Source organism: Pseudoalteromonas rubra, assembly GCF_000238295.3.
GTDB classification, from domain to species: Bacteria; Pseudomonadota; Gammaproteobacteria; order Enterobacterales; family Alteromonadaceae; genus Pseudoalteromonas; species Pseudoalteromonas rubra.
In genome coordinates, this window is record NZ_AHCD03000029.1 from 15,683 (window position 1) to 36,560 (window position 20,878).

Annotated in this window: 7 protein-coding genes and 2 pseudogenes; 7 read left to right on the plus strand and 2 right to left on the minus strand. The window is 49.8% G+C overall.

Annotation, left to right across the window (positions count from 1 at the left end):
* Window positions 1-195 precede the first annotated feature (195 nt).
* Entirely contained in the window at window positions 196-12,537 is a 12,342-nt protein-coding gene (locus PRUB_RS06930; protein WP_198452329.1) for an RHS repeat-associated core domain-containing protein, read from the plus strand.
* A gap of 45 nt (window positions 12,538-12,582) precedes the next feature.
* A complete protein-coding gene (locus PRUB_RS06935) occupies window positions 12,583-12,942 on the plus strand; it encodes a hypothetical protein (protein WP_010387300.1) in 360 nt (119 codons plus the stop codon).
* A 429-nt stretch (window positions 12,943-13,371) separates the two neighbouring features.
* Here PRUB_RS06935 and PRUB_RS06940 read toward each other — a convergent pair whose 3' ends face one another.
* A complete protein-coding gene (locus PRUB_RS06940; RefSeq protein ID WP_198452330.1) occupies window positions 13,372-14,316 on the minus strand; it encodes a hypothetical protein in 945 nt (314 codons plus the stop codon).
* A gap of 474 nt (window positions 14,317-14,790) precedes the next feature.
* On the opposite strand from PRUB_RS06940, the gene PRUB_RS06945 reads away from it, so the two are divergent.
* The 3 genes from PRUB_RS06945 (at window position 14,791) to PRUB_RS06955 (ending at window position 18,680) form a co-directional block, all read left to right on the plus strand.
* Entirely contained in the window at window positions 14,791-15,762 is a 972-nt protein-coding gene (locus PRUB_RS06945; protein WP_198452331.1) for a transposase, read from the plus strand.
* 202 nt (window positions 15,763-15,964) lie between these two features.
* Complete coding sequence (locus PRUB_RS06950; RefSeq protein WP_010387407.1) at window positions 15,965-18,040, plus strand: RHS repeat domain-containing protein; 2,076 nt, start codon at window positions 15,965-15,967, stop codon at window positions 18,038-18,040.
* A 7-nt stretch (window positions 18,041-18,047) separates the two neighbouring features.
* Window positions 18,048-18,680 carry a hypothetical protein gene (locus tag PRUB_RS06955; protein ID WP_242065223.1) on the plus strand — a complete coding sequence of 211 codons (633 nt, stop codon included), beginning with the start codon at window positions 18,048-18,050 and terminating at the stop codon, window positions 18,678-18,680.
* A 257-nt stretch (window positions 18,681-18,937) separates the two neighbouring features.
* Here the strand turns inward: PRUB_RS06955 and PRUB_RS06960 are convergent, their stop codons facing one another.
* Entirely contained in the window at window positions 18,938-19,297 is a 360-nt protein-coding gene (locus PRUB_RS06960; protein ID WP_198452332.1) for a hypothetical protein, read from the minus strand.
* 109 nt (window positions 19,298-19,406) lie between these two features.
* Here PRUB_RS06960 and PRUB_RS06965 point away from each other — a divergent pair.
* Together PRUB_RS06965 and PRUB_RS06970 are read left to right on the plus strand one after the other, a co-directional pair.
* Window positions 19,407-19,658: pseudogene (locus PRUB_RS06965) on the plus strand (transposase); the annotation flags it as partial.
* Window positions 19,659-20,176: 518 nt separating this feature from the next.
* A pseudogene (locus tag PRUB_RS06970) lies at window positions 20,177-20,506 on the plus strand (transposase); the annotation flags it as partial.
* Window positions 20,507-20,878 lie beyond the last annotated feature (372 nt).

A 20,878-nucleotide genomic window follows, 5' to 3' on the forward strand; every position in this document is an offset into this window, starting at 1 on the left:
GTAAAATCTAGTGTAGATGCAGAGCTGAGGTACAGAGAAGGTTTTTGCTTAAGGAATGGTAATCCAGTTGTCGTCAATAGCGACACAGATTTCCCCATAGATATAACATTTGAAATTTATAGCCAAACATTGTTTGGTCAATTTGCTAGCGCAGTTTTAACTAATCATAGAACGAAAAACACTCAAACAGTTAGAGTGACAGGTGCAACTCAAAATAAAACAGTAACAGTATCGGAGACAGGTTATTACTCGTTGAACGTCACTTATTCATACGGTGAAGATCATCCACTGCTTGAAGGGTTAATGGGAGGAGAAATAATAGATGGCCGATACTTTGAAACAGCTTCTTGCAGCCCCGGTATTCTTGTTGTTGAAGCCACTCTACCCCAGGTCACACTTACCAGCTCTAGAGAGCAGCAAGAAGACAAAAAAACCATCACCCTGACGGCGACAGCCAAAGACGCAGGGCGTGATATTCACTCTCTGGAAGTTTGTCTCGAAGATTCTGATGGCTGTGAAACAATGATTTCATGTTCCAGCAATCAGGCAGGACGGTGTGCAGGCTTTGATAGTGGTGCTGAGGTTGCCGCTACGTTTAACTACGAGCTGGGGTATGGGCAGCATCGTACCTTCAGGGCTACGGCCACAGACAGCTATGGCTTGTCATCCACCGTTGAGCACCAACCTGACGTCATCACGGAAGAGAACACCAGCTCAAGCATCTCCCTGTCACTGTATAACATGGACGGCCAGCCGCTGGAGAACGGCACCATTTTGTCTGGTCCACGCGACGCCATTGCGGTTGGATATATTCAGGACCAGGATGAAACCCCGGCCAACTGGCCTAGTTCAGCTACGCTGAAGGCGAACAACGATAATATTAAGCTGTACAGCGCAGGTGAACTCGAATTGAGCACCGGGTTGCTGAATGCACAGTGCTTCAAATCTGGCGACAACACTGTCAATAAAAGCGAGACACACTGTTACCGGCAAATTCGGCTGTCTCGAACCACAACGTTCAAGGCATTAGCCGGAGGAGGGGAATCCAACGAAATTTCGATCAATGTGGCAACCCGGCCAAACCTGACGAACGTATCACTCCGGGACGATGTCGTTTTGCCGGGCACCAAGCTTAAGCTGGCGTTTTCCGTGGTCGATGACAGTCAGGCCGTCAGTAAAGACCGAATCTCAGTGTGTTACATGCCGCGCGCAGCGTCGTCTGCCGCGCTGACCAGCTGCGAAGGGGCTACTTCGGTGAGCAGCGCTTTAGTACAGGGGCAAGACAATACCTATACCGCAGAGTTCTCAGTGCCACAGCCCGGGCGTTACCACTTGTTAGTCCAGGTGAATGACAACTCCGGGTTAACGGATGCTCAGGCGCACTCCTCGCTGACCTTTTCCACCATCCAAAGTGCGGGCGTTGCGCTGCATGTCCCGAACCCGGGTGGAGGGATATATCGAATGCGCGACGTAGAGTACGAGGAAGAAATTCTGGTTGGCGCATTAAGCTCTGAAACCAGTTATTTGTGTCGAGTTGCCCTGGTCAGTGAGGGCGCGGGTGGGGTGATCGCCAGTGCGGATGTCAGGCAGGCCCTGCCAAAGCTGGAAGATCAAGAGAACAGGCTGGTCGCAAAACTGAAATGGACGCCTTCGGCAGCATTACCGAAACAACTGAATGTGACGGCCAGAGCCTACTTGCGACAGGGCAGTGTGTGCAGTCCCTCTACTGAGCGGGCCATTGACAGCGCAGGTGCCTATCCACTCACTCTGAACTCTGAGGTGCCCAAGAATCCAAAAGTGATACTGGCCCATGATGGCGCTGCATCTCCGGGGGTGATCAATATTACGCTAGAAAGAAGTGAAGCAGATCATGCCAACGGGTATCAGCTGTACGAGTTTGTTGGCACCGCAGATCAGGCATGGGATCATGACCTGACAAAGTGGCATCGCACTGGGCCATTGCTCAGCGCAGACAATCTGGCGTTACAGCACAGCATCACAAAATCACCGCTGGATCATAATAAACGTGCTGTGTATTGCGCGATTGCTTCAAATGCCGATCACACGGGGCCGAAGACCTACAATGCCGCACTCTGTGCTCAAACGACCATCCACAATCAGGGCGATGCGCCCCCACCGGCTTATTTTGATAACGACGACTATTATTTTGGCCCTTATACACTCAACATTGAATCCGCGTCGAATTATGCCAGCCAGGCAGACTTAGCGCTGTATTTTAAACTTGAGCGCAGATCGACGAACAGCGACTGGATAGTGTTGAGCCAGCAATTGGAAGCCCGTCCCTATAGTGCCAGTGCACCGGAAGCGCAATATGAGATCACGCGACCCATTGCAAACCAGACGGTTACGTACCGGGTCACGGCATTTAACCGCAATGGCGCGCAGAGTGTCCAGAGTGCACAAAGTACTTTCACTGTTCAGCATGTGAATGCAAAAGTTGTGTCGGTTACCCCCGGCAGTGGCGAACGGGAATATGTGGTAACCGGTGTTGCGTTTGCCCCACAGGGCAATATCGTATCGGTGCAGCAAAACACCACCGGCTCCAGCCATCAGCTCGATGCCGCCGATATTGTCTATACCGACAGCAGTGAGCTCAGGATTAAGGTCCCTAAGTTTATCGATCAAGCCTATACGCAGGGTGGCTTTGTGGTGGGCATTAAAAATGCGCTAAGCGGTGCTAGGTATTCAACCTACAACGCGGATAACACCTCTGGTGACGTGGCAGACCCACTCAACTATACACCCACGGTTGGCTTTAACGGACAGCAGTATTTAGGTAAAGGAAATGCACTTTACGCCGAGAAAGACCTGCAAACCCAGTGGTATCGTCAAACGGGCGGACGGCTCAGTTCCCGCCCGGTAGTAACCCGCTCGGGCGTTGGCAGCGATGTGGTGTTTGCCGGATCGGAGGATCACCATATTTACGCCTGGAGCCAGATAGGCACCCAGTTATGGAAAACCACCACGCGCGGACCTGTTGAAGCGGAAGGCCTGGTGGTCGGTGACGACCAGCCCAGTGCGCAGTTATTTTATGGCTCTGCGGACGGCGCTTTATATGTACTCAATGCCACAACCGGCGCCATAGACTATTTATACCAGCTGGGCGCTAAGGTGAGCCAGAAACCTTTTGTAGTCGGTAATCAGATCTGGGCGCTTACCGAAGATGGCCAGCTACACAAGCTGGACCGTCAGGTCGCAGGTTTACACCCTCTCAGCTGGGGCGACGTGAACAACTCACCTTTGCTGAGCGCATTTACCCAGGCGTTTCCCGCAGGCTGGACGCCAGGTGATGATGTAAGTGCGCTGTATCCGCTGTTGCGTCTTGGCTACCTGGTTTTAGGCCGGGATCTGACCCGCCATGAATTGTCTTTTCTGGCTTATGCAGTCGAGCATCACAATGTTACGCTGCTGGAAGTGGCGAATGCCATGTTAGCGTCAGAAGAGGGCCGACAGCGTTTTGCACTGTCACTCAGCGCGACGCAGTTTTACGATCAACTGATCAATCTGATGTATCACTTGTCGGCCAATGGCCTGGCGGGTTACGACAGAGCCTATTGGATCAACAGGCTGAATACCGATCTGTCGAAGGCGCAGTTCCTGCTTGAGGTTCAGTGGTCGTCGGGGTATGCCGTGACTTATAATCAGGCGGCAGTCAGCACGCTGTATTACTACTACGGCCATTGTTATACGGATGCTCTGTGTAATGACTGGGTTGACTCGGATGGCGACAACATCAGTGACGTGGCAGAAACGGTACTCGGCACCAATAAACTCGACCCCCGTGATGGCTTATTAAGTGCCCCGGATCTGGCATTAACGCTCGAAGGCGCAGGCCGTATCAAGGCTGAATTTAGCTACGGACGCGATCTGGCCAGGTTTAAGCTGGTGGATGTGGCCAGCAATACTGCACCAACCAGCCATGCGGCGGCGAATCGTCAGGCAGAGGCGGTGCTGGTTTATCCCAATGGCAGCCACCGTTTTTATGCTCAGGCCTGTATTGACGTGGCACTGAATACGGCCAACCCAAACAGTAAAACCGAATTCTGCTCGACGCCGTCGGCCGAGCAAACCGTTACTGTGCTGGATAGTTTATCACAAGGCCAGATAACCCCGCATTCCCCGCCGCTGGCGACTGCCAGTTTTGAAGCGGCGAGCAGCAGTGAGCTGGACACCCACCATAAGTACAGCTTTACAGCGGGCAGTTTTCGGGTGAACGAGCAAGGGGCTGCAACCTACAGCATTCCCATTGCGTTGCCACAGGGGATAGCCGGGGTTACACCTGAGGTGAGCCTTAATTACAACAGTCAGCAACCCACATCGTCAGTCGCTCAGGGGTGGCAATTGTCAGCAGGTTCAGCCATTACGCGCTGCCGTCAGACGCTGGCACAGGATGGCGCGTTTAAACCGATTTCCATTGGTCTGGATAATGAAGACCGCTATTGCCTGGATGGTCAGCGACTCATACTGATCAACAACGCAGATCACGGTAAGGTGGGTGCAAAGTATCGTACTGAAATGAATTCCCAGCAGCGCATTGAGATTGAGGCAGGGGAAGAAGACTACAAGGTGCAGTTTGTTGTGTACGGTAAAGATGGCAGCAAACGCATTTATGGCGGCACAGACAATAGCCAGGCCGGAGGGAAACAATACCCGACCAGCTGGTTGTTACGACAAAGCATGGACAGTGTTGCGGCTGCGGGCTCTGCAACGGAGCCTGCTGCAAACGTCATTCAGTATCGCTATCGTCATGGTGGCTCAGATACCTATGCGGACTTTGCACTAGGTCACCTGGAAACGGTGTTATCGAGCATAAAATATAGCGGTTATACCGTGACCTTTAACTATCAGGCAGGGTCTGTACGTAATCTGGCTTACAGCCTTGAGCCTAAGTCTGAGCCCATGCTGGCGAAGGCGGAGTTGACGGGTATTCGGGTGAGCCAGGGTGAAACGCCGCTGCACTACTATGAGTTGCAGATGGAGCGAGGGGCCAATGGTGTGCGCCAGCTCAGGCAGGTGCGTCATTGCGACCGGCCTGTGTCTGACGGGAGTGCAATATGCAAACAGCCAGTGACGTTTGACTATGAAGACACCAAAACCTATCCAGAAATGTCAGCCAGCCAGACGCTGCTTAGCGTCGATATGCGTGAGAAGATTGTTGCCACCAGTTTGCTGGATAGCGATGGCAATGGTGAGCCGGAGCTGGTCACACTTATTCAGCTGGAGGATACCCGCAAGCATGAGCTGTGTCTGATAAAGGGGGATGGCACATCTCAATGTCAGGTAATAGACACCAATACCCGTAAAGACAGCGTTACTATGATGCCCTTTGATCTTGAAGGTGACGGCACCCAGGGGCTGTTGGTCCAGACCATTGAATCACGCAACAATGCCAACAGTGAGTGGGTGTATTTCACGTTTGATGCAGCACCCTGGCAGAGTGAGATTTTGTCGGGCAGCATGAGTATTGATGCGCTCCGTACTGGCGATGCCAATGGGGATGGCTTCGAGGACTTAATGTATACCGATTCAACGGGATATCGGCAGCCGCGTCTGGTGCTGAATGAGGATGTGTCTTTGGGTTATCACCAGGACATCGTGCGTGAATTGGAGCGCGATGCCCCGTTTTACTTTATGGATATGGACTTTGACGGCAAGGCTGATCTGGTGACATCTGCCTGTTTGTCTGCCGGATGTAGTCAGGCCGGTAAGTACGACTTAGTCTTTGTCTACTATAACCGCTACGACCCGGCTAATCGTAAACATAAATTCGAAGTAGGCACTAACTCATCTGTGCATGTTGTGCATAGCAGCCTGACGCCCATGGACATCAACGGTGACGGCACGCTGGATCTGATGTATCAGAATACGGATGACGACTGGGAAGTTGCGCTGATCCGCCCATCACTCGGAGAAGGGTTGCGCTTTGATCAGGAAGGATTTATTACCCTGACGCCCCCTGATAACGTCAACATCAAACGAGAAGTGGCACTTTGGGCACCCCAGCTGGCCGATCTTGATGGTGACGGTCAAACAGAGCTGTATGTGACGGGTAAATCGACCACAGGGGCACAGGGGTATGGCTTGTACCGTTATGAGTTTGAGCCGGGTACCCGGACCTTTAACACCCCCACGGAGGCGGCCTACCGGATTGACCAGACGCCTACGCCTGACACCATGGTGTTCTTTGCAGACATGGATGGTGACAGCACCCCTGAGCTGGTGGCGCAAACTAAGCATCAGATCACCCAATATGGCCGAACCTATCAGCAGTTTGGGGCCGGGCGCCTGAGTACCATCACGCAGGGCATGGGCAATCAGACCAGAGTTTACTACGGTGATATGTCCGACCCTGCCGTGTATCGCAAAGGCGATGCGGCGGTCACCGCACAAATGCAAACCGACAGTGGCCTGAAAGTGACCGACCTGGCTGCCGGTGCCAGACTGGTTCGTGAGGTACAAACCAGCGCCCTGGATACACAAACGGGCGATTCAACGCTGAGCGTGACCTATGAATATGAAGGCGCACGGGTGCAATTTGGTGGCCGCGGCTGGCTGGGCTTTGCAGCGCTGACGACCAACACCACCAAAGACGGTCTGCGCATTGCCACACGCACAGAGTACGAACAGCTCTTTCCGCGTACCGGCATGCCAAAGCGTACTACCAAAACACTGTATGTGAATGGCAGGGCACAGGTGCTGAGTGATGCCATTGATCACTACAAGGTGACATCAGAGCAGCCCATGTCAGGGCATGTTTATCAAATCTATAATCAGGACAGCCGCAGCTGTAGTGCCCGGGTGAACAGCGACAACCATGGCATAGCCGGATATGACTGTAGCCAGACCCAGACCGAGCAAGACAGCTACGGGAATGTCACTAACCTGGTGGTCAGCCAATATGACATCAGCGGCACAGCCGAGGACTTGCTGCTGGCACAGACCCCGACGGGTGCCATATCAAGGGTCAGCACAGTGAACGATTATGGCGCTGAGGCAGACAAGATACTGGGTCGTTTGCGCAGCACGACGGTAACGCATACCCGTAAAGGCCTGGCCGATGTGACCCGCAGCAGTGCGTTCACTTATATACAAAGTGGTGCCTTGAAAGGTTTGCTTGAAACGGAGACGGTTGAGCCTCAGGGGGCGTGCGATGCCTACCTGAAAACCACGAATGGCTATGATAATTTTGGTAACCTCACCAGCAAGCAGGTGCAGAGTAAAGACGGTTGTTCAGAGCCTGTCAACCGAACCAGCACCACGTCCTACGACAGTGAAGGGCGCTATGTGGTGTCGCAGTACAATGGAATATTCACCACCGCGCAGGTGATATCGCGCAATAAGTACGGTCAGGTGACGGAGGCCCGTAATGCCGATGGGGTGTCGCAGTACACTTACTATGATGCGTTTGGCGGTGAGATTGGCAGCTATTCACCCAGCGGGGCACAGCAACGCACTCTGTTGACGGACTGCTCAATCGGTGCGCCTGCCTACTGTGTCTTTGCCAGTGCAACCTATGTGAATACGGAGCTGGTGGCACGTAGTTACTTTGATCGCCAGGGTCGCGTGCTGGGTAAGGCACGACTAACCCCTAAGGGCCAATGGTTACAGGATACCACCCATTACGATAAGTTTGGCCGGGCTGTGGTTGTTACCCCGGCAGGGAGCGCCTCAACCCACACCCATTATGATGTGCTGGACCGTGTTACCGAGGTTCAGGACCATCAACTGGACTTAACGACGACGCAGGATGTGGCGGATCGGACGCTCACCGTGAAAGTGACAGCTAAAAATAGCAGTGATATTCCGGGAGGGACCCAAACGACCATCACCACACACAATGAGTATGGCGAGAAGCACACGGTAACGGATCAGGCCGGCCACGTGCTGACCTACACCTACAACACCCTAGGCCTGCTGGAAACGGTGCAGTCCTCTGCTGATGGTGGCGCTGTACTGATAACCAACAGCTACAACCTGATCACGGGCCGTAAAAAGCGCACCGAAGATGTTGACCGGGGTAACTGGCAGTACACCTACAATGCATTGGGCGAGCTGCTAACACAAACCGACGCCAATGGCGATACGCAGAGCTTTGTGTATGACAGCCTTGGCCGTAAAACACAGCTCAAAATTAACGATGTGGTTGATAGCCAGTGGCACTACCATGCCAGCCAGCCCTGGCGTTTGGACAGGGAGCAACGTGGCAGCTGGGTACGGTCATACCTGTATGATCCGCTGGGACGTCAGGTGGCGTCGGTCACCGATTTAGAAAGCAACCTGAGCTGTAAAAATGAAGTCAGCTACGAGCCGGCCACCAAAGATGTGCGGATAACCGACGCGCTGGCCTCAGTGCATGACGCGAAATGTGTTGTGCAGCTGACCACCTTTGACGAATACGGCCGGGTATTCCAGCAGTTTGATGATTACCGGCGCACCCGGGATCGCGGCCGCTTTGTGGAAGCCCGGGGCCAGCGCTTGTATTACCGCGCGGGCCAGGTGTATCAGAAGCAGGAAGCACGCGAGGGCAGTGCCGGGCAGCTTTACTATGTTGCCGAGTCTGAAGACAGTGCCGGACGAGTGACCGGCTATAAAAAAGGCTACTTCAGTATGGTGGTGGGCTACGACAGCCGTGGCAACCTGAAAACGCTGGGTGTAGATGAGCACAGTGCTTACCGTTACATTCAGCAGCACAGTTACACCTTTGATGCGCTGGGCAATCTGACCAGCCGCGCCCTGACGGCAGAAGCAACCGCGACCACCTTTGGTTACGATACGCTGAACCGGGTTACCAAAGTGAATGGCGATGAGCGCTACGTTTATGACCCGAATGGCAATCTCAAGAACAAAGATGGCTGGACGCAGAAGTATGGCAAGGCAGGTGAACCCTTGCATGCCATCCATGAGCGGGTTAAAGGGTCGCAGACCGAAACTTTCAGCTACGATGCCAATGGCAATCAGCTGTCTGCCACGGTGCACCTGAATGGCCGTGTACACACACGCACACTGGATTACAGCGCCCGTAATAAAGTGACCTCCATCACTCAGAATGGCGAGACGGTCACCTTTACATATGATGCCAATAATCGCCGTTACAAGCGCACAGAAGGCAGTAAAACCATCTACTATGTTGGTGCGCTGGAGATTGTGGATGAAGGCGCAAGCGGCGAATTTGCCAATCAGCACTATGTGCGCCGCAGCATTGGCAGCTATTCACCCAGCGGGGCACAGCAACGCACTCTGTTGACGGACTGCTCAATCGGTGCGCCTGCCTACTGTGTCTTTGCCAGTGCAACCTATGTGAATACGGAGCTGGTGGCACGTAGTTACTTTGATCGCCAGGGTCGCGTGCTGGGTAAGGCACGACTAACCCCTAAGGGCCAATGGTTACAGGATACCACCCATTACGATAAGTTTGGCCGGGCTGTGGTTGTTACCCCGGCAGGGAGCGCCTCAACCCACACCCATTATGATGTGCTGGACCGTGTTACCGAGGTTCAGGACCATCAACTGGACTTAACGACGACGCAGGATGTGGCGGATCGGACGCTCACCGTGAAAGTGACAGCTAAAAATAGCAGTGATATTCCGGGAGGGACCCAAACGACCATCACCACACACAATGAGTATGGCGAGAAGCACACGGTAACGGATCAGGCCGGCCACGTGCTGACCTACACCTACAACACCCTAGGCCTGCTGGAAACGGTGCAGTCCTCTGCTGATGGTGGCGCTGTACTGATAACCAACAGCTACAACCTGATCACGGGCCGTAAAAAGCGCACCGAAGATGTTGACCGGGGTAACTGGCAGTACACCTACAATGCATTGGGCGAGCTGCTAACACAAACCGACGCCAATGGCGATACGCAGAGCTTTGTGTATGACAGCCTTGGCCGTAAAACACAGCTCAAAATTAACGATGTGGTTGATAGCCAGTGGCACTACCATGCCAGCCAGCCCTGGCGTTTGGACAGGGAGCAACGTGGCAGCTGGGTACGGTCATACCTGTATGATCCGCTGGGACGTCAGGTGGCGTCGGTCACCGATTTAGAAAGCAACCTGAGCTGTAAAAATGAAGTCAGCTACGAGCCGGCCACCAAAGATGTGCGGATAACCGACGCGCTGGCCTCAGTGCATGACGCGAAATGTGTTGTGCAGCTGACCACCTTTGACGAATACGGCCGGGTATTCCAGCAGTTTGATGATTACCGGCGCACCCGGGATCGCGGCCGCTTTGTGGAAGCCCGGGGCCAGCGCTTGTATTACCGCGCGGGCCAGGTGTATCAGAAGCAGGAAGCACGCGAGGGCAGTGCCGGGCAGCTTTACTATGTTGCCGAGTCTGAAGACAGTGCCGGACGAGTGACCGGCTATAAAAAAGGCTACTTCAGTATGGTGGTGGGCTACGACAGCCGTGGCAACCTGAAAACGCTGGGTGTAGATGAGCACAGTGCTTACCGTTACATTCAGCAGCACAGTTACACCTTTGATGCGCTGGGCAATCTGACCAGCCGCGCCCTGACGGCAGAAGCAACCGCGACCACCTTTGGTTACGATACGCTGAACCGGGTTACCAAAGTGAATGGCGATGAGCGCTACGTTTATGACCCGAATGGCAATCTCAAGAACAAAGATGGCTGGACGCAGAAGTATGGCAAGGCAGGTGAACCCTTGCATGCCATCCATGAGCGGGTTAAAGGGTCGCAGACCGAAACTTTCAGCTACGATGCCAATGGCAATCAGCTGTCTGCCACGGTGCACCTGAATGGCCGTGTACACACACGCACACTGGATTACAGCGCCCGTAATAAAGTGACCTCCATCACTCAGAATGGCGAGACGGTCACCTTTACATATGATGCCAATAATCGCCGTTACAAGCGCACAGAAGGCAGTAAAACCATCTACTATGTTGGTGCGCTGGAGATTGTGGATGAAGGCGCAAGCGGCGAATTTGCCAATCAGCACTATGTGCGCCGCAGCATTAACGGCGATGCGGTGCAGACCTATCACCCCAATGGGCAGGCCAGCCTGCAATGGCTGTTTACCGACCATCAGGGCTCTGTGGTGGCCATTACCGACTACGCCGGTAAGCTCCTCAAACGCTTTAGCTATGACGTATTTGGCAAACAAAGCGAGATAGTCAGGCCACCCAGCAGCGACGCCAGTTATACCCATTGGTCCACGGCCTCCCTGGGGATCTTTACCCGGGTGCCGGCGAATAGCCGCAGTTACACGGGCCATGAGCCGATTACGCTGGGCGGCGACAACCGCATCATTCATATGAATGGTCGGATCTACGATGCAGACACCGGCCGGTTTATGCAGGCGGATCCGGTGGTGCAGGCGCCGAATAATTTGCAGAATTATAACGCCTATACATACGTGCTGAATAATCCGCTTTCGTATACGGATCCGAGTGGGTATTTGTTTAAACCACTTAAGAAGCTCCAGAGAAATGTGATCCGCGGTGCTGCGAAAGTGTTTGGCGCTGAAGCGGTCAATATTGTGGGTAGTATTGTTGCGTCTTTCTGTGCACCGGCCTGTTCAGCTTACTGGAGTTATGAATTCACCCGGGCGATGGGGGGCTCTTCCTCTCAGGCGTTTAGAGCGGGGATGATTGCGGCTGTTACTTCCCAGGCATTCAAGGCAATAGGTAACCATTTCAACAATTTGGGTAACTACAACGCTTTCCATGTAAATAGCAACCTATTAACGAAATTTGGTGGTAACCTGTTGACCTCAGGCCAAATCGCGGCACAAATTACAGCGCATGCTGTGGTTGGGGGGGTATCTTCCGTTTTGAGTGGCGGCAAGTTTGGTCATGGGTTTGTGAGTGCAGGTATAACCAAGGCTGCGGGTGGTGCGTTCCTGCCAGGCGGTGCTGGGCTGAGTGCTACCCAGATAGCAAAAGGCACGGTAGTCTCGTCGATTATTGGTGGTACAGTCTCAGCAATTACTGGCGGTAAATTTGCCAATGGTGCTCGTACTGGGGCCATGCAGTTCTTGTTGAATCAGGCTGGGGAGTCGGTTAGGGAGATTTATGCGGCATTTGGTGTTGGTAAAGGTAGCGGGCAGTGGGAGGTGAGGTTTGGTGCAGATGGAACGTCAGAGCATGCAGTTTATAGTCAGGAAGTTACAGTGCTTGATGAACACGGTAATATTTTAGGTACTTTTGAAGGTAGCAGTACACCAAATCCTTATAAGCCCAGAAACCCAAATGTCCGGGGAACAGATGCGTACCCACAAGTACAGGGAGGACAGTATGATTTGACACATGGGTTACACAGAGGTCAACCTGCTTTATCAGTTAATGGAGATGGGTTTGTTCCGACTACGGCTCCGAACCCAAACTTTCCTCAGCAAGGTAGTACTGCTAATTTCATTCGTGTGCACAAAGGGTATAGCAACACATGGAAAGGTTCTGCTGGATGCATGACTATTAATCCAAGTCAGTGGGATGACTTTATGAATACTGTGCCGGCAAGTGGGAAAGGTACTTTATACTTACCGAACTAGTGGTTTAAAAATATATGGCTTTAACTTTTTTATTAAGGAATTTCGATGCATAAATTCTATCTATTTGTGAGCGTGATGCTTATTGCGCTATGTTCATTTACAGTCTTTGCTAAAGACAAAGGAATAGTTGAAGAATATCAGTCTATTAAAGCTAACTATGTAGTGCAGTTTAAAAAGGGAAACTATGAAGCAGCTTACAAGGCTGCTATAGATTTACTACATATTGATCCAACGGACCCCATAGCATATCTACAATTGATAATGGCCGCTCGCGAGTTAGGGGGGGATTTGAAAGTTATTCGAGATAATTTTGAGCCGTGGGTTTCAGAGTCCAACCTAAAGGAAAAGGAGCTTAAACTACTGGCAGATATGCTTATAGAGTCTCCTCGGGTGGAAAGTAAGTAGTTATAATAGTCTCAACAATAAGTTACATGGACATATATGGACGATCCATTGATAGAAGAGCACAGATACATGGACATATATGGACGCTCCAGCGATGTCAAGCCGAGTAGGCCTGCGAGATAGCGAATTATTATGACATAGATACATGGACACCCACCCTAAAGTGGCGTATGTAAGGTACGCCGTCTACCTTTAGGTAATAGAAATAGCTTAAGGTGACACCCATTCAAAATTGGCGCTCAGTGAGCGCCTTTTTTCTGTGCAATCACGCCAGCGCGGTGTGCAGTGGAAATCAGCGCTGGCATGCACAACAGACCAGCGGAGGGTGCATTTTCGGCCAGTCCCACCAAATGGTGGCACTGTACAAACTGAGTAATCATGCTGATTTGAACTGATCTCTGCTGCTGGATTCACTGAGTCCTGGTCGAGTCAGGGAAGGTAGTCAGACATGCGGTTGAGGATTTTTTCGAGATATGGAGTTGTACCCAATTTATAGTCATGCATATCTTTTAGGTCTACATTAAGCTCTCCAGCGAGTGAATGGTCAATGGATTTTAAAAAGGCCATTTTATGGTGATATGTGTCCTCAATTAATCCGATTTCGAGGGCTAGCTGCAACCAATAGTGATAGCACTGAATCGCTCCATCAAAATCGATGGCTTGTTTGGAGTAAAACCCCATTGGGACCGGGTAAAAACTCTCATTATCTGATTCGTCTGCACCCAGCCAATCTGAAATGCGATAATACAAGTCTGCCGCAATGGGTGAAAGGGGCAATGTCATTGCCATTCGCATAAACATTTTTGTTGCTGCTATCTGTTCAGTACAAAAAGATGCGTATTCGGGATCGTGGACTTTCTCGTAAGTCAAAATAAGAAAGTAAGTGAGTGCGTCCAGGCCATCCTGCGTACTAAGCAAATGAACTGTGCAGCCATGTGGGCGTTTACGTTTTGTGATTCCGTTGGTTGTTCGGGCAATACACTTTGTGGATATGGCCGGTGGCAATGACAGCAAAATCGAGTTAATGTTTGCTTCAGTATAGGGAGTGTCTAAAAGTTGCCAGATAGGATGGCAAATAGTTGAGTACATTAAGTCAATTTCGATGTGCAACTGTTCTTGCAATTTCAGCTCAATGTTACGAACAACGCCTTCTCGCCCGATCACTTCTCCGTCACGCTTTTTATAAAACAGCTTATTTAGGTTGTACTTTTGGGTTAGAGCACTTTTCGAGCCGTCTTCTGCATACAGTAGCTTTTTGGTCACCTGGTAAGGGTTTTTTGAATCAGTGATGTTTTGAACAAAAGAAGCAAAGTAACGAGTCGCCAAGCTTTTACTTGGTGGAGAAAGTCGCTTGTAATCATAAAAATTGAACATAAAAAGTTTTGCACTTTAGTGTGGGCAGTGACCTCAAAAAAACAAGGTCAATTTAAATCAATCGCTTAACGTTCTTCATTTGTGAAAATCCATATCTTTAATCTAATAATAAGACCTTTGATGGTTTTTGCCAGCTTGACTAGGCTTACTCAGTTGCGTTTAGTTTAACTTTTAAGGGGGTTGTCTGTGAGTGAAGCGATTGACCCAGAATGTAAGGCGCTTGCACTGCAGTTGGAGCAAGATTTACTGGGATTATACGGTAGCCCGATACTATCTGGTGAGCAGTTGAGGTTAGCCATGGGGTATAGAAGTGTTGAGGCACTTCGGCAGTCTATTGTTCGTAACACCATTCCTATCACAGTGTTCACTATTCAAAACCGCAATAAAGTTATAAGGACACCCACTCTAAAGTGGCGTACGGAATGTACGCCGTCTACCTTTAGGTAATGCTCAATGGATTGAGGATGCTAGATTATGCCAATGGCAAGGAAGAAGCAGGTCAGCCTATCAGACACTAAGTACTATCACTGCATATCCCGGTGTGTTCGTCGGGCATTTCTGTGCGGTAAAGATCGCCTCACGGGCAAGTCTTATGAACATCGGCGAGACTGGGTTGAGGAAAAATTGCTGACCCTTGCGAAGGTGTTTTGTATTGATGTGTGTGGCTATGCCATTATGAGTAATCATACGCATATTGTATTGTATGTGGATGATAAGAAAGCACACAGGTTATCAGATAAAGCGATAGTGCTTCGCTGGCATAAACTGTTTAAGGGCAACTGGTTGACGCATAAGTTCATCGGTGGTGATGAGCTGAGTGAGTCAGAGCACAGTATACTTGATGCAGACATCAGTGAATTCAGAATACGTCTTGCGAGCATCAGCTGGTTTATGCGGGTGCTTAATGAAGATATTGCCCGCCGGGCAAACAAAGAAGATGGTTGCACAGGCCGGTTTTGGGAAGGGCGATTCAAGTCACAGGCTTTGCTGGATGAAGCGGCACTGGCAGCGTGCCTGGCGTATGTTGACCTGAATCCAGTCAGAGCCAAAATGGCAGAGACACCGGAAACGTCAGACTACACCAGCATTAAAAAACGTATTGATTATGCACGGCAAGGAAAGCAACCTAAGAGCTTACTGCGCTTTGCAGGTAACCCAAGAAAGCACATGCCTAAAGGACTGCCGTTTGAGCTGACCTATTACATACAGCTAGTTGAATTAACAGGCCGATGCATGCGTGCAGATAAGCGGGGTTATATCAGCGATAGCCAGCCATTGCTGACACGGTTGCAAATAGAGCCAGACAACTGGCTCAAACTGACTACGCAGTTTACAAAGGTCTTTCATGGTGCTGTGGGGCGAAAACAAGCGATGACAGATTACTGTGAGCATCTTCATAAAAGGCGGCGTGCCAACTTGACTCAATGCGAGCGATTACTGGGTTAACACCTTCCCGTGAGTACCATTTCGATTTATCTAAGTTGAGGCTTGGATGCGCATTCGTATTGTCCGAATCTGATTATTCTTCAGAATTTCGTGTCTAAACTTACGACTTTCACTAATCAGAGCTTATAGAAAGCGCAGCATTTGATAGTCTTGCATTTCTTTATTGAAACTGCCCACAATTGATTTGTGAATTTACAGGTGGGTGTCTCATGAAAACCTTTTGGTTGCGGGTGTAGATGAGCACAGTGCTTACAGTTACATTCAGCAGCACAGTTACACCTTTGATGCGCTGGGCAATCTGACCAGCCGCGCCCTGACGGCAGAAGCAACCGCGACCACCTTTGGTTACGATACGCTGAACCGGGTTACCAAAGTGAATGGCGATGAGCGCTACGTTTATGACCCGAATGGCAATCTCAAGAACAAAGATGGCTGGACGCAAAAGTATGGCAAGGCAGGTGAACCCTTGCATGCCATCCATGAGCGGGTTAAAGGGTCGCAGACCGAAACTTTCCGCTACGATGCCAATGGCAATCAGCTGTCTGCCACGGTGCACCTGAATGGCCGTGTACACACACGCACACTGGATTACAGCGCCCGTAATAAAGTGACCTCCATCACTCAGAATGGCGAGACGGTCACCTTTACATATGATGCCAATAATCGCCGTTACAAGCGCACAGAAGGCAGTAAAACCATCTACTATGTTGGTGCGCTGGAGATTGTGGATGAAGGCGCAAGCGGTGAATTTGCCAATCAGCACTATGTGCGCCGCAGCATCAACGGCGATGCGGTTCAGACCTATCATCCTAATGGGCAGGCCAGCCTGCAATGGCTGTTTACCGACCATCAGGGCTCTGTGGTGGCCATTACCGACTACGCCGGTAAGCTCCTCAAACGCTTTAGCTATGACGTATTTGGTAAACAAAGCGAGATAGTCAGACCACCCAGCAGCGACGCCAGTTATACCCACTGGTCCACGGCCTCACTGGGGATCTTTACCCGGGTGCCTGCGAACAGCCGCAGTTACACGGGCCATGAGCCGATTACGCTGGGCGGCGATAACCGCATCATTCATATGAATGGTCGGATCTACGATGCAGAGACTGGCCGGTTTATGCAGGCAGATCCTTTTGTTCAGGCGCCTTCGAATCTTCAGAATTACAATGCTTATTCTTATGTGTTGAATAATCCGCTGAGTTATACGGATCCGAGTGGGTATTTGTTTAAGAAGCTTACACAAATCGCTGGGTTTATGTCCGGTGGTATCGTGGGAGCGGTTATGGCCCACCAGATCCAGCGTTTTATTGCGAATAGTAAAACCCTATCGACATTGTATGTTGCAGGAGCCTCGATTGTATCAGGTGCTGTATGTGGGCCATGTAGTATAGCAGTGACAGCTATTGCGTCAGCGCAGAATACCTATTACCGAACGGGAGATTTTGGGGCGGCAATCAAAGCTGGTGCAGTTTCAGGTGTTTCTGCTGCTGCGTTTTATGCTGTGGGGAGTGCGTTTGAAGGGGTCAATACTGCATTTGGTAGTGCTGGCTATTTTGGCAAGGTTGCGGCACATGGTCTGGTAGGTGGTACCATGTCTGTGATGCAAGGAGGTAAGTTTGGTCATGGCTTTGCCGCGGCAGGATTTACACAGGCGCTTGCCCCTGCGATAGGTCGCATTCAACCTGGTGTTAAACATAGTCCATTAAGAATAGCTGCTGCGGCCATGGTTGGTGGTACTGCTTCGAAAATCAGTGGTGGTAAGTTTGCCAATGGTGCTGTGACAGGTGCATTTTCGAGGATGTTTAATGATCAGTTGCACGATGGACTGTATCCATTCAGCAAAGAAGCGCAAATGGACGAAAGCTATCCAGTTCCTGATGAAATTTTAGACTTGATAGAAGAATACAAAAAAGGGGAGTTCAAAAGCTTGGTTGGTGTAAATAAAGCCGCTGGAGAATCTGCTGAAGAGTATGTTGCGTCTATTATGAGGGAGAAAGGTTACATAGTATTTGTTAAAGGTGTAACATTAAAAGTAAATGGAAAGATAAGGTATCCTGATTTAACACTCTTGGATGGTAAAACAGAGGAATTGGTGTCATTCATGGAAGTAAAATTAAATAACTCCAGACTTATCGCAAGGCAGATACGTAATGATAAGATTATTCAAACCGAAGGTGCTGAAATTATTACCTCTCCAGCAGAAACATTATTACCTACTGGTCAGATAGAAGGCACGAATGTCGAACTATTCCGAATCCGTTATCAAAGTCAAGATTGATAGTGCTATGAAAAAGACAGAAATTAAAAAAACAATTCAGAATTATGGGTTTAAAAAAGGCCCTTCAGTTGACAGCTCTTTGATATATTTTTATTCAGTAGATGAGCGATACTCTATTGGTATTATAGTTTCAAACCACAAAGTTGGAGAGGAACCTCGAATTCAGTATGGAATATATGATAAAAAACTAGCAAAAATAAGGAGTGAAGTTAGTGGCTTTAGTCTGGCTGAAGACTATTGTTTGACGATACTGCACCCATTGAATTATCGGGTTTTGCGAGATGGCAGGGTGCTGCCTATTGAACAAGTCTTTGATGAAAAGTTTTTTAGAGCTTTCATAGAAAGCTTTATAGAAAAAAAAGATGAGTTAGTTGAGCAATATGTTGCTTCTCTAAATAGCTTTAATTACCCGGAGCCACTAATTCCTGAAGAGAACTTTTTCGAAGCACTTACCAAGAACCAAGGCGTGTACTTTGGGTTTATGTTTAAGTTGTCTAACGGTGAAAGAGTTACGCTGGATGATATTGAAGTACAAAGAGATGAACTAAGAAAAACGTATGGACTAAAAGGGTTTATAAAGAGAGATCTCGCGCTTTTAGAAAGCTATATACAGAGTAACAAGGACAGCTGCCTTGGTTGATAGCATATTTTGTTAACTCCCATTAACCACAAGTAAGGTTAAGGTGGTATCCATTCAAAAACGGCGCTCAGTGAGCGCCTTTTTTCTGTGCAGTCACGCCAGCGCGGTGTGCAGTGGAAATCAGCGCGGGCATGCACAACTGACCAGCGGAGGGTGCATTTTCGGCCAGTCCCACCAAGTGGTGGCACTGTACAAACTGAGTAATCATGCTGATTTGAACTGATCTCTGCTGCTGGATTCACTGAGTCCTGGTCGAGTCAGGGAAGGTAGTCAGACATGCGGTTGAGGATTTTTTCGAGATATGGAGTTGTACCCAATTTATAGTCATGCATATCTTTTAGGTCTACATTAAGCTCTCCAGCGAGTGAATGGTCAATGGATTTTAAAAAGGCCATTTTATGGTGATATGTGTCCTCAATTAATCCGATTTCGAGGGCTAGCTGCAACCAATAGTGATAGCACTGAATCGCTCCATCAAAATCGATGGCTTGTTTGGAGTAAAACCCCATTGGGACCAGGTAAAAACTCTCATTATCTGATTCGTCTGCACCCAGCCAATCTGAAATGCGATAATACAAGTCTGCCGCAATGGGTGAAAGGGGCAGTGTCATTGCCATTCGCATAAACATTTTTGTGAAAGTTACATGGACACCCACCCTAAACTGGCGTACGGAATGTACGCCGTCTACCTTTAGATAATGCTCAATGGATTGAGGATGCTAGATTATGCCAATGGCAAGGAAGAAGCAGGTCAGCCTATCAGACACTAAGTACTATCACTGCATATCCCGGTGTGTTCGTCGGGCATTTCTGTGCGGTAAAGATCGCCTCACGGGCAAGTCTTATGAACATCGGCGAGACTGGGTTGAGGAAAAATTACTGACCCTTGCGAAGGTGTTTTGTATTGATGTGTGTGGCTATGCCATTATGAGTAATCATACGCATATTGTATTGTATGTGGATGATAAGAAAGCACAATGTACGCCGTCTACCTTTAGGTAATGCTCAATGGCAAGGAAGAAGCAGATAAAGTTATAAGGATACCCACTCGAAACTGGCGTACGGAATGTACGCCGTCTACCTTTAGGTAATGCTCAATGGATTGAGGATGCTAGATTATGCCAATGGCAAGGAAGAAGCAGGTCAGCTCAACACCAGTTATAAGGACACCCACCCTAAACTGGCGTACGGAATGTACGCCGTCTACCTTTAGGTAATGCTCAATGGATTGAGGATGCTAGATTATGCCAATGGCAAGGAAGAAGCAGGTCAGCTCAACACCAGTTATAAGGACACCCACCCGAAACTGGCGTACGGAATGTACGCCGTCTACCTTTAGGTAATGCTCAATGGATTGAGGATGCTAGATTATGCCAATGGCAAGGAAGAAGCAGGTCAGCTCAACACCAGTTATAAGGACACCCACCCTAAAGTGGCGTACGGAATGTACGCCGTCTACCTTTAGGTAATGCTCAATGGATTGAGGATGCTAGATTATGCCAATGGCAAGGAAGAAGCAGGTCAGCTTATCAGACACTAAGTACTACCACTGCATATCCCGGTGTGTTCGCCGGGCATTTCTGTGCGGCAAAGACCGCGTCACGGGCAAGTCTTATGAACATCGGCGAGACTGGGTTGAGGAAAAATTACTGACCCTTGCGAAGGTGTTTTGTATTGATGTGTGTGGCTATGCCATTATGAGTAATCATACGCACGTTGTGTTGTATGTGGATGATAAGAAAGCACAAAGGTTATCAGATAAAGCAATAGTGCTTCGCTGGCATAAGCTGTTCAAAGGTAGCTGGCTGACGCACAAGTTCATTAAAGTAGTTACATGGACACCCACCCTAAAGTGGCGTACGGAATGTACGCCGTCTACCTTTAGGTAATGCTCAATGGATTGAGGATGCTAGATTATGCCAATGGCAAGGAAGAAGCAGGTCAGCTCAACACCAGTTATAAGGACACCCACCCGAAACTGGCGTACGGAATGTACGCCGTCTACCTTTAGGTAATGCTCAATGGATTGAGGATGCTAGATTATGCCAATGGCAAGGAAGAAGCAGGTCAGCTCAACACCAGTTATAAGGACACCCACCCGAAACTGGCGTACGGAATGTACGCCGTCTACCTTTAGGTAATGCTCAATGGATTGAGGATGCTAGATTATGCCAATGGCAAGGAAGAAGCAGGTCAGC